The following is an 11644-nucleotide window of genomic DNA, read 5'->3' on the forward strand; positions in this document are numbered from 1 at the left end:
GGGACGCGTCGATTTCACCGATATAGCAATACCGACTCGCGCTCGGCAAGCCAAGCGGACTCGTCGGCTGAGGCCAGCACGTCGAGATCGGCGGGGGAGGCGGCGGGATCATCCACCCATTGCCGCAACAACTCGCTGCCGTTGATGAGATCGATGGCCAGGCGATCCCTTTCATACTCGTAGGGAAAATTGTGCCAGAGATCGTAGTCGGGGCGGAGCAGCCGCAATGACTTGAGCGCCAGCGCGATTAAGCGCCACGGGCGAAAGCCGTCGTGACTGTATGCGGGATCGTCGACGTGGATTTGGATCCCCGCGCAGAGCTTGCCGGTGTGTTTGTTAAAGGTCGGCTCGAACCAACAATCTCTCAGCCGGCAGCCGCCGATCCAATTGCTATTTCGCGCCAGCGCTTCCATCTTCGCAAGGAGAGCGCGGGCGTCGATATCGGGCGCGCCGAAAAGCTCCAGAGGCCGCGTCGTGCCGCGCCCCTCGGAGAGCGTCGTGCCTTCGAGCATGACCGTGCCGGAGTAGCAGCGCGCCATGGAAACATTAGCCGCGTTCGGGCTCGGGTTCACCCACGCGCGATCGCCGAGCGGCCAGCCGTAGCCGGGCGCGCGCGACGGCTCCCAGCCTTCCATCGTCACGACGTCGTAATCCACTTCGAGCCCGAGCGTACTCACGAACCACGTTGCCAGCTCGCCGAGAGTGAGACCATGGCGCATCGGCAGCGGCCCCGCGCCGACGAAGCTTTCCCAACCCGGCCGGAGATTCAGTCCCTCCACCGGCCGTCCCACCGGATTGGGACGGTCGAGCACCCAGATCGTCTTGCCGTGCTCCGCGGCCGCTTCGAGAACATAACGCAAGGTCGTGATGAAAGTGTAAATGCGGCAACCCAGGTCCTGCAGATCGACGAGGAGAACGTCGAAGCGCTCCATCATCGCCGGCGTCGGCCGACGCACTTTTTCGTAGAGACTGAAGATTGGAATCCCATGCACCGGGTCATGGTAGGTGGCCGACTCGATCATGTTGTCCTGCTTGTCGCCGCGGAGCCCGTGCTGGGGGCCGAAGGCCGCGGCCAGCTCGATGTCGTCGCAGGCGGCGAGCGCGTCGAGCGCGTGAACCAGGTCGCGCGTCACCGACGCCGGGTGAGCGAGCAGCGCCACGCGCCGGCCCGCCAAAGGTTTTCTCAGCTCGCTCTCTTCAAGCAGACGGTCGATTCCGAACTTCATAGTGTTTTGTCGCACCCTCACCCTTTCCCTCTCCCTCTGGGAGAGGGCGAGGGAGAGGGAACCGGGCGCTCGATCTCCAACGCGAAAGCGTCCGCGTGATGAAAGTCGGGTTTGCCGGGCGGATGCTTGAGCGCCCAATAGCTCAGCATGCCGCGATTGTCTTCGATCACGGCGGAAAGCGCAACGCTCAAGCGCGCCCCGGGCTCTATCGCTTGCCAACGATCCACCGGCACGAGCGCGTCGAGTTGCAAGCTGTCTCCCGCGCGGCGCACCGTGATCTCCGGCGCCAACTTTTCCTTAGGAGGCGTCGCGGGCTCTCGATAACGACGAAACGGATAAACAGCCCACTCGCCGGACGGAGCGATATTGATTTCGTAGTACGCCGGGTGACCCTTCACAGCAACGAAAACCTCGAAGCAGGTGTGCTCCCACAAGCGATCCGACCGGCGCGGCGGCCTAAAGCGGGGAATCCGGAGACGATTCAACTCGCCCTTAAGGGCGTAACTGAAGGCAAGCGGTTCGCCGTAGTTCCACGACACGCCCGCCTGGATTTCTTCGACCGCGTCGCTTTCGGTTTCAGGGTGGGGCGTAAGAACCGCTCGAGGCATTGGATGCTAAACGGCAACCGCCGAATATCAGAGGCCCAGCCTTTTCTCTGTGGCCCCCGCGTCGTAGGGGACGTATTTATTTTCCCCCGGCCCGCGGATTTCCGGCGTTTCGCCGTCCTCGAAGAGCCCGACGGCTCCCTCGGCGCTCCGGCCGCCGATCAGCGCCGGCGCATGGGCCTCGGCAACGGTCGCGTTTTGGTTCGAGCGGTTCCACGCCCAATGGGTCTTGTTGGCGGGGATCCGTTGGAAATCGCCCTTCTTACAGTGGAACCCTTGATCTTCGACAAAAAACCAGATCTCGCCTTCCAGGACATGATTGATTTGCTCGGACTCGTGCGCGTGCGGCTTGGTGTGATACCCGGGCGCTCTTTCCGCGATCATCAGGCTGCACTCATTGCCGTAGGCTTTCTTGACGACCATGGTGCCTTCTCCGGTCGCTCCCTGCTGAACTCTTTTCCGCCGTGGAATTTCCCGGTCTTTCATGTGCAGCGCCATTTTATTCCTCCTTCGTTATGTCCGCGTCAGTGCACGTTGAAAATCTTCGGAAAAAGTTTTTCGTAGCGCTCCCACTGATCCCCGATCGTCTCGTCCACGGAGACGAACTGAACCCGCGCGCCGCGCAACTTGGCCATGAAGGCGGACTTGACGTCCGCTCGGCCGGACGGTTTGACGAATTGCTCTTCCAGAAGGCCTTCTTGAACTTCGCGGGATAGGACGAAGTCGAGATAAAGCTTTGCGGCGTTCGGGTGCGGGGCCTGGGCGGCGATTCCCATCGTCACGATGTCCACCACGGTCGGGTCGAGGGCGACCCAATCGATCGGCGCGCCGCGGCGCTTGGTCAGCTCGACCCGCGGCCCGTTTAAAGTGACGGCGGCCTCGTGCTCTCCCGCCGCTATCAATTGCGTGATCAGCGTATTGCCGTGGATGGTCTTCAAATTTTGTTCCGCCAGGCGGCGCATGTAAGCGAGCGCTTTATCCTCGCCCCAATGCTGGAGGAGCGCGGCGAACCATTCGACGGCCGTTTGTTCCAGCACCAGCTTTCCTTTCCAACGGGGATCGAGAAGATCTTGATACCTTTTCGGCGCCGCGGCCGGCGGCACCAGCTTGGTATTGTAAGACATGACCTCCGGATTGACGTAAAAAGCGGTCCAAAAACCTTTCTTATCCTTAAAGGCGGCGTCGAACTGCCGGCGCTCCGGGGAGTCGTAGCTCATGACGAGCCCGCGCTGGATAAGGTGAAACATGTTGAGACGGCTGACGCCGATGACGTCGACGGAGTGCCGGGCCGCCCGGGCTTCGGTCATGACTCTCGCGGTGATTCTCTCGCTGGCGCCCGGGCGAATCAACGAAACTTCGAGAAAAGGATATTTTTGCTTGAAGCGATCGACGATTTTCGAATGGTCGGGCACCGCCAGCAGCGAGTAGATCATCAAGCCGCCCTCTTTGCGCGCGCCCTCGACGAGCACGGGCTGTTCCGCAGCGCCGGCGAAATGAGCAGGATCATACGAGAGGAAGGCGCCGAGAGTTAACGCCAAAATCCACGCCGTTGAAATTGTTTTTTGCATCTCGCTTCTCTGGGCAAAAAGAGCCTCTCACAAGCGCGGCGCTTTGACCACCAGGCTGGCATCGATGCTCGCGATCGTCGGCCGGCCGCACTTCGCCATGGTGATCTCGATTTCCTCGCGGAGGATCTCCAGGACGCGAGCGACGCCGTGCTCGCCGCCGACGGCGAGACCCCAAAAAAGCGGACGGCCGATGAAGACGGCCTTCGCTCCCAAGGCGATGGCCTTCACGACATCGGCACCGCGCCGGATGCCGCCGTCGAGCAGGATCTCCATCTTTCCCTTCGCCGCGTCCACCGCCTCTGATAGGACCTCGATCGTCGCCAAGGTATTATCGAGGTGGCGGCCGCCGTGGTTGGAGACGATCACGGCGTCGGCGCCGGCCTCGGCGCAGAGGGCAACGTCTTCGCCCGTCATGATTCCCTTGGCGACGACCGGCAGATCGGTCGCCGATTTGATCCACTCTAAATCCTTCCAGGTGGCCGCCGGGTCGGCCCCCTCGCCGGCGCTGCCTCCTGGGCGCGGCGGATTCGCTCTCTCTGCGCTTGGTTTTGGGTAATTGACGCCGCGAGTCCTCCGGTACTTGTTGCGGATGTTGCGCTCGCGCTTGGGCGGCCACTGGGAGTCCAAAGTGACGCAAACCGCTTCGTATCCTGATTCTTTCGCGCGCGTGAGCCAGTCCTTCGTCAATTTCCGATCGCGAAAGGGATAGAGCTGCACCCAGAGGTGGCCCGCGGCGGCGCCGGCCAATTCTTCGAAGGAGCTGCCGGCGTTGGCGCTGACCGCCATGATCGTCCCGCAGGCCGCCGCCGCGCGGTAGGTGGCGAACTCGCCGTCGGGATGGGCCCGCCTGTGCCCGCCGCAGGGCGCGATGAGGACCGGAAGGTTTACTTTGGTACCGAGCACAGTCGTGGAGAGATCGAGCGCGCTAACGTCGCGCAACACTCGCGGGCGAAAGGCCCACGACTCGTACGCGCGGCGATTTCGCTCGACGCTCAGCTCGTCCGTCGCGCCGCCGGCAATGTAGTCGTATTCCTCTTTCGGCAGGCGTTCTTTGGCGACGGCCTCGAACTCGAAAAGATTAATCAATTCCGCGCCGGTACTCATAAAACCTCCCAGGGCCGTTTAGGTCAACGCTCACATTAGCCTGTTGCAAAAGGCGGGTCTACTATAGCCTGTGAATGGGAGCTGTTGCGATAGGTGCGCATCGACTCTGGTTTACGGCGAACTGAGCAATGCTGTATCATGTCCCAAAAGAGATGAGCGGCTTGGGTCCGGAATGCTGAGGATAAAATGGTGGTAACTCATGGCGTCGGCCGGCTCGTCGAGCCGTTTAGCGCTCGGGCTTGGGAACCCGCGGAAATATTTGGCCGCTGCCAAGCTAGAGCCGCTTATTTCGCTCAACGCGGCGTCGGGCGTCACGATCGGATTTTCCTTCACCACGGCAATACCCTCGAGTTCTTCGTCGATCTGCTGGCAAGCTGGCATCTCGGCGCGTGCGCGGTTCCGGTCGATGGCCGGCTGACGCCCTATGAGATTGCGGCACTGGCGCAAGCGGCCGGACCCAAGCTTTCCGTTTGGAAGGAATCGCCCCCTGATGCGACGATACGCGCACTGTTAGACCTCGGTATCGGCGTCGTGACGGCGGATGAAGCCGCGGCACTTGCGGGTGCGCGCGCTCCTTCCTCCAGCCTTTCAAGCCCGGACGACGAAGCCCTGATTCTATTCACTTCGGGGACCACGGGAAAACCCAAGGGCGTCATTCATACTCACCGGTCGCTCGGCGCCAGGTGGAGCAGCTTGCGCAGCTTCCTCGGGATCGAGACCTTCCGTAGAACCTTGTGCTTGCTGCCGACGCACTTCGGTCACGGACTCATCTGCAACTCCCTTTTTCCCTGGCTCTTCGGTCAAGACCTCTACGTGCTGCCGCCTTTTCGTACCGACATTCTTGCCGGGCTTGGGACGGTGATAGACCAATATGCCATCACCTTTCTCTCCTCAGTGCCAACGGTGTGGCGGCTCGCGCTGAAAATCGCAAAGCCACCCGAAGGGAGTTCGCTTGAGCGCGTCTTTTGCGGGTCCGCGCCGCTGTCGGGGGCGCTATGGCGCTCGGTGCAGCAATGGACCCGTGCCAAGGAGGTGATGAATGCCTACGGGATAACCGAGACCGGGAGCTGGCTCGCGGGTACGACGGTCGCGAACGCGGTGCCCGAAGACGGCCTGATCGGCGAAGTTTGGGGTGGGGAACTCGTTGTTCTACGAACCGGCGACACGGCGATCTCGCCGTTATCTTCCGAGCGTTGTAGGCCCAATGAAGACGGCTATGTGTGGATCAAAACGCCGGCGTTGATGAAGGGCTATCTCGGGCGTGAAGACCTCAGGGCGGAAGTCGTCTTAGACGGATGGTTCTCCACCCGAGATATAGGCGCCGTCGACGAGCGCGGGTATCTCTACTTGCGCGGACGGGCGCGCGAGGAGATCAATAAGAGCGGTCAGAAGATCTATCCCGGCGACATCGACAGTGTGATCGAGCGTTTCGATGAGACCGTCGATGTCTGCGCCTTCGGATTTTCCGAACCGCTTCAGGGCGAAGACGTGGGCGTTGCGGTGGTTCTAAGATCGTCTTCCGAAGAAGCGCTCATCCGGCTGCATCAATGGACCGGCAGACATCTGGCGGTTCATCAAATGCCCCAGCGTTGGTACCTGCTCAAGGAACTCCCGCGCACCTCAGCCGGCAAAGTCAACCGGCGGGACGTGGCCGACTTCTGCGAAACTCTCGCTCCGGTTCCGATGGCTAAGTTGCTTCGGGAGCGCGCCGCCCCATGAGCAAACCCTCCCGCGAGGCGGAAGTGCAACCCGGCGCCGACGAGACGGTAGATCAGTCGTCTTTGCGCGACGAGTTGCTGGCGCAATTCGAGCGTTGGGGGATCGATCTGTCTTCGGCTCGCGACGGCTCGCTCGTCGCTTCGGGACTCTTCGATTCGCTGGCTCTTTTTAATCTGGTTCTCTGGATCGAAGCGAAAACCGGGCGCGCCATCGACCCAACTTCCGTGGACATCACAAAAGAGTGGGATTCGGTTGCGAATATCCTGCGCTATCTGCGGCGTACCTTAGCCGTGTCCGACTCCGGCGCCGCCCCGCGCTCGCGGGCGGCCCCGCGCCCGTTGCCGCAATCCGGCTACCGGATCGTGAGATACGATCCAAGCTTCAGGCATACCGTCGCACAATTCCAAACGGGCCTATGGAGCCCCGATCCGGAGCTCAATCTGCGCTATCTCGAATGGAAACATGAGAGCAACCCGTATTCCGTTGCGCCTGAACTATATCTCGCGTTTCATAACGACGCGCTGGTCGGCATGCGGGGATTTTACGCCTCTCGTTGGGAAGCGGGCGTGCCCGCGCGCCACTGGCCCGTGCTCGTCGCCGACGATATGCTCGTTCGCGAAGACCACCGCAACCTGGGATTGGTGACCCGGATCATGCAGACGGCATACGCGGGTCTTCGCGACTCGGAGTCGCGATTCCTTTTCAACTTGAGCGGCGGCAGACTCACCGTGCTGGGATCGCTCACCATGGGCTGGCGCAGCATCGGGATGCTGAAACCGCTGGGACGCCGACCTCGCGGAGCTAAGCTCCGTAGCGCCTTGCGCTTCCATCTTGGTCAGGCGCCTTATCTTTGGCGATACTCGAAGGGCAGGTTGCTCTACAGCGCGGCGGAGCGACGCCCATTCGAACGACTCGATCGTGCGGACAATCCGTTCGCCACGAAAGCCGGACCGGCCGTGGAAATAGACGCTTGCCCGAGGTCCAAGGCGATGGCGGCCTTGATCGATCGGATCGGACACGACGGACGAGTGCGCCACGTTCGAGACGAGTCTTACTTCGACTGGCGTTTTCGCAATCCTCTTTGCGAGTACCGGTTTCTCTACGTGGGGAAGGATATCTTGGACGGCTATCTCGTGCTGAAGAGAGAGATCGGCAAGCCCGGACCGTCCCCGCGTGTGAACATCGTCGATCTCGAGGCGATGAACGGCGCTGTGCAGGCGGCGCTCCTGGAAGCCGCGGTGGATGCGGGCGCCTTCGCCGAACTCGTCATCTGGTCCGCTACGGCGAACGATCAATTGCTGAACCTGCTCGGCGCGACCGGATTTGCCCCGGTCGATGAGGCGCTGACCGCCTTTGGTTGTCCGTGCATCCTGGTTCGCCCCATGAAAGACGAGTGTCTTGACGATGACTGGCGCTTGGGCGACACGAGGCTGCTCGATCCCGCAGTTGGGATATGCGGATGCTTTATTCCATGGCCGGTTGATGCCGAAACCGGCGCCGTGATACGAGTTTATTCCAGACACCAGGGAGGAAGTGCCGATGCTCGGACCATCCAAAACCAGAATCATCGACGGCGACGGCCATATTATCGAGGACAACGGCGGAATCATCGCCCATATGACTTCCCCTTATCGGGAAATTTTTCACCGCAAGGGCGTGGTCTTTCCGCCGCTCGACCATTTCCATGCCGGACGCGCGGTGGAAACGCCGCCGCAGAGGGACGGGCGGCCGCCCGTCGGCCCCGAAGGCTGGCTCGCTTTTCTCGACGACGTCGGCATCGAATGGACCGTGCTCTACCCGACGGTCGCGCTTTCCTATGGGAAGATCGTCAGCCTCGACTACGCGGTGGAGGTTTCGCGCGCGTACAACGACTGGCTCTATGACGCCTACTTGAAGTTCGACCCGCGCTTCAAGGGAATGGCGCTGATCCCGATGCAGGACCCGGAGGAAGCCGCCAAAGAACTCCGGCGCGCGGTCACCGAGCTGGGGATGTTGGGCGCGATGATGCCGTCCAACGGCCTCGCGCATCCGTTGGGCGCGAAGGCGTACTGGCCGGTTTACGCCGAGGCCGATCGCCTCGGCTGCTGCCTTGCGATCCACGGCGGCTGCCACGACCGCTTCGGCATGGACCACATGAACATGTACGTGCCCGTGCACGCGCTGGGCCATCCATGGGGGCTCACGGTCAGCTTCGCCGATATCCTTTATAACGGCATCTTCGACCGCTTCCCGCGCGTCCGGATCGCCTTCCTCGAAGGCGGCGTCGCCTGGCTCTTGCTCTGTATCGAACGGCTGTACGCGTCGCATGAAACCCACTTCCAGCATATTCCAGCGGGCCAGTTCGGAGTCCGGGAGGAGGAGGATCCGAAAAAGTATATCCTCAAACTGATCAAGCAGGACCGCGTCTTCCTCGGCTGCGAAACGGAGGAGCTGACGATGCCCTTCGCCGTCAAAGTCGTCGGCAACAAGCCGTTCCTGTACTCTTCCGACTTTCCGCACGAAGTCACGAACGAGAGCTGCAAGCGCGACATCGCCGAGCTGATGGAGAGCGGGGATATCAGCGAGGACGACAAGGCGGCGATTCTCTATCGGAACGCGGAGAGGTTTTACAAGCTCCCGCTTTAACGCAGGCCAATCCGTTAATCCAGTATTTCGGTACCATTTCGTCTATCCTCAATTCGCAAGAGACGGACTAAATTGCTTGATCTCGGGTGCATGTGACTATATTCTTGTTTGATTCCGGAATAAAATTACAGAAATGAAGATCAGCTCGATCAAAGGATTTGTCGACATTCTTCCCGGCGAGGTCGAGACCTGGCAATTCGTGGAGGAGCAGGCGCGCGAGCTCTTTGCGCTCTACAACTTTTCCGAGATCCGCATACCGATCGTCGAGAAGACGGAGCTTTTCAGCCGCTCGCTCGGCGAGACGACGGATATCGTCGAAAAAGAGATGTACACCTTCTCGGACCAGGACGCGAAAGGTTCGTCGTTGACTCTCAGGCCCGAAGGGACCGCGGGCGTGGTACGCGCCTACGTGGAAGGCGAGCTGTATCAGGTCGAGCCGGTGCGCAAGCTCTTTTACTTCGGCCCCATGTTCCGGCGCGAGCGGCCGCAAAAGGGAAGACAGCGCCAATTTTACCAGATCGGCGCGGAGGCGCTGGGGCGGGCGGATCCTGTGATCGACGCGGAGATTCTTCTCCTGCTGAGCGATTTCTTCTCGCGCGTCGGCCTGGAAGGCGTGACCCTGGAGCTCAATTCTCTCGGCTGCGTGCAGTGCCGTCCGGCCTACCGCTCTAAGTTGCTGGCGTTTTTGAAAGAGCTCGAAGGGAAGTTGTGCGAGAACTGCCGGCGGCGCATGGAGCGCAATCCGCTGAGGATCCTGGATTGCAAGGAAGAGTCATGCATCGAGGCGACGCGCGACGCGCCGTCGATTCTCGACTATTTGTGTGAAGCTTGCAAAGAGCACTTCGACTCCGTGCGGCATTTGCTGGGAGAGCGCGGCGTCGCTTACCAGCTCAACCCGCGCATGGTCCGCGGCCTGGACTATTATTGCCGGACGACGTTTGAGTGGACGAGCGACCAACTGGGCTCGCAAAACGCGGTCGCGGCGGGCGGGCGCTATGACGGTCTGGTCGCGGATCTCGGCGGCCCGCCGACCCCCGGCGTCGGTTTTGCGCTTGGGATGGAAAGGCTGGTCCTGCTTCTGGGAATGAGAGAGACGAGGCCGGCGGCGCGGCCGATGCTTTTTCTGGTGTGGGTCGGGGACGCCGGGCGATCGTGGGCGTTTCCCGCCGCGCACAGATTGCGCCGGTGCGGTATCAGCGTCGAGATGGAGGGAGAGAAGAAGAGTCTCAAGAGCCAGATGAGGCGGGCGGATAAGCTCCGCGCTCAGTATGTCCTCATCGTTGGCGACGACGAGCTCGGCAAGGGAATCGGGCAGCTCCGTAATATGGATACCAAGGAACAGTCGGAGTTGAAGCTGGACGGCCTCGAAGAGCAGCTCGCGGCGCAATTGACAGCCAATGCAAAATGAAAATTCTTGAAAAACGGCTATGAAAAGTCAAATTTACGAGCGTAAACCGGGCTTCTCACAAAGCTACTTATTGAGTAGGATTGTGAGGAATGCCCAAAGACCGACGAAAGTTCCATTTTTCATTCTAGAAAACAGGTCTAACACGCTTGGGTGGCCTAAGCCTTGGTCAGTCATTTTGCAAATCTCACAGTCCCAAGGGCTTCCTTCTCCCCTGTGGGGAGAAGGTCAGGATGAGGGGTTCTACGAGGATACAACCCTCACCCTTGCCCTCTCCCGCAGGCGGGAGAGGGTAACAAAAGGGTTTTTTGTTGAGCGCATTTGCCATACTTTAGGCTTCTTCATCACTCACACGCGCACGATACTTAGCCGTTATTCAAGAATTGCAAAGTGTAAAGTTAAAAAGAGATCTCATTTTCCATTTTGCACTTTGCCTTTTGAATTGAGCCTGTAGTTATGGATAGGGCGTTTACCGATCAACTGGGAGAGTGGCGGCGGAGCTGCTACTGCGGCGAGCCGCGGGTCGAGGCAGTCGGCCGGGAGCTGATCCTTGTCGGCTGGGCGCAGCGGCGACGCGATCATGGCGGACTGATCTTCGTCGATCTCCGCGACCGCAGCGGCATCGTGCAGGTCGTTTTCAATCCGGAAATAAGCCAGGCCGCGCACGAGAAAGCCAAGCAGATCCGCTCCGAGGACGTCATCGCCGTGCGCGGAGTGCTTTCACGCCGGCCGCCGGAGACGATCAACCGCGAGCTCTCGACCGGCGAGGTCGAGCTGCTGGTTCATGAAGTGCGCCTGCTCAACGCCTCGGAAGTCCCGCCGTTTCCGATCGAGGACGACGGCGAAGTAACCGAGAACACGCGGCTAAAGTACCGCTATCTCGATCTGCGCCGGCCGCGCAGCCTCGCGCCGCTCACCCTCCGCCATCGCATGACGAAGAAAATCCGCGACTACTTCGACTCCCTCGGTTTCATCGAGGTCGAGACGCCGGTGCTCACCAAGAGCACGCCGGAAGGCGCGCGGGACTATCTTGTTCCGAGCCGGATGTATCACGGAAAATTCTACGCGCTGCCGCAATCGCCGCAGCTCTTCAAGCAGATCCTGATGGTGGCCGGCCTCGACCGCTATTTTCAGATCGTGCGCTGCTTCCGCGACGAGGACCTGCGCGCCGACCGCCAGCCCGAATTCACCCAGCTCGACGTCGAGATGTCCTTCATCCAGCCGGAGGACATTATTCAAGTCATCGAAGGAATGATGGCGCTCTTGTTCAAAGAGTTGAAGGGCATCGATATCGAGCGCCCGTTCCCGCGCCTATCGTGGGCGGAAGCGCGCGCGCGCTACGGCACGGACAAGCCGGACCTGCGCTTCGGTCTTGAGCTGAAGGATTTCTCG

10 protein-coding genes are annotated in these 11644 nt (G+C 60.8%); 4 read left to right on the plus strand and 6 right to left on the minus strand.

All coding sequences use genetic code 11. The annotated features are described in order from the left end of the window. Nucleotides 1–14 precede the first annotated feature (14 nt). The 5 genes from VGL70_13070 to VGL70_13090 are packed head-to-tail and all read right to left on the minus strand — an operon-like array spanning nucleotide 15 to nucleotide 4503. Nucleotides 15–1226 carry a DUF1343 domain-containing protein gene (locus VGL70_13070; GenBank protein HEY3304457.1) on the minus strand — a complete coding sequence of 404 codons (1212 nt, stop codon included), beginning with the start codon at nucleotides 1224–1226 and terminating at the stop codon, nucleotides 15–17. A 17-nt stretch (nucleotides 1227–1243) separates the two neighbouring features. Next, a complete protein-coding gene (locus tag VGL70_13075; GenBank protein HEY3304458.1) occupies nucleotides 1244–1834 on the minus strand; it encodes a DOMON-like domain-containing protein in 591 nt (196 codons plus the stop codon). A 27-nt stretch (nucleotides 1835–1861) separates the two neighbouring features. Then, nucleotides 1862–2329: a cupin domain-containing protein gene (locus tag VGL70_13080; protein HEY3304459.1), complete on the minus strand. Its 468-nt coding sequence runs from the start codon at nucleotides 2327–2329 to the stop codon at nucleotides 1862–1864. Between the two features lie 26 nt (nucleotides 2330–2355). After that, a complete protein-coding gene (locus tag VGL70_13085) occupies nucleotides 2356–3399 on the minus strand; it encodes an extracellular solute-binding protein (GenBank protein HEY3304460.1) in 1044 nt (347 codons plus the stop codon). A 27-nt stretch (nucleotides 3400–3426) separates the two neighbouring features. Beyond that, nucleotides 3427–4503: an alpha-hydroxy acid oxidase gene (locus VGL70_13090; GenBank protein HEY3304461.1), complete on the minus strand. Its 1077-nt coding sequence runs from the start codon at nucleotides 4501–4503 to the stop codon at nucleotides 3427–3429. A 186-nt stretch (nucleotides 4504–4689) separates the two neighbouring features. On the opposite strand from VGL70_13090, the gene VGL70_13095 reads away from it, so the two are divergent. Continuing rightward, nucleotides 4690–6222 (plus strand): class I adenylate-forming enzyme family protein, encoded by a 1533-nt coding sequence (locus VGL70_13095; GenBank protein HEY3304462.1) that lies wholly within the window; start codon nucleotides 4690–4692, stop codon nucleotides 6220–6222. A gap of 494 nt (nucleotides 6223–6716) precedes the next feature. Here VGL70_13095 and VGL70_13100 read toward each other — a convergent pair whose 3' ends face one another. Continuing rightward, nucleotides 6717–7790, minus strand: a complete 1074-nt coding sequence (locus VGL70_13100; GenBank protein ID HEY3304463.1) for a hypothetical protein — start codon at nucleotides 7788–7790, stop codon at nucleotides 6717–6719. Nucleotides 7791–7839: 49 nt separating this feature from the next. On the opposite strand from VGL70_13100, the gene VGL70_13105 reads away from it, so the two are divergent. The 3 genes from VGL70_13105 to aspS form a co-directional block, all read left to right on the plus strand. Further along, a complete protein-coding gene (locus tag VGL70_13105) occupies nucleotides 7840–8847 on the plus strand; it encodes an amidohydrolase family protein (protein ID HEY3304464.1) in 1008 nt (335 codons plus the stop codon). 133 nt (nucleotides 8848–8980) lie between these two features. Further along, the gene (hisS, locus tag VGL70_13110; protein HEY3304465.1) at nucleotides 8981–10255 is read left to right on the plus strand and encodes a histidine--tRNA ligase; all 1275 of its coding nucleotides are present in this window, start codon (nucleotides 8981–8983) and stop codon (nucleotides 10253–10255) included. 453 nt (nucleotides 10256–10708) lie between these two features. Then, the coding region (gene aspS, locus VGL70_13115; protein HEY3304466.1) for an aspartate--tRNA ligase at nucleotides 10709–11644 on the plus strand (936 nt) is incomplete at its 3' end.

The sequence above is a fragment of the Candidatus Binatia bacterium genome, assembly GCA_036504975.1.
Taxonomy (GTDB): Bacteria; Desulfobacterota; Binatia; order UBA9968; family UBA9968; genus JAJPJQ01.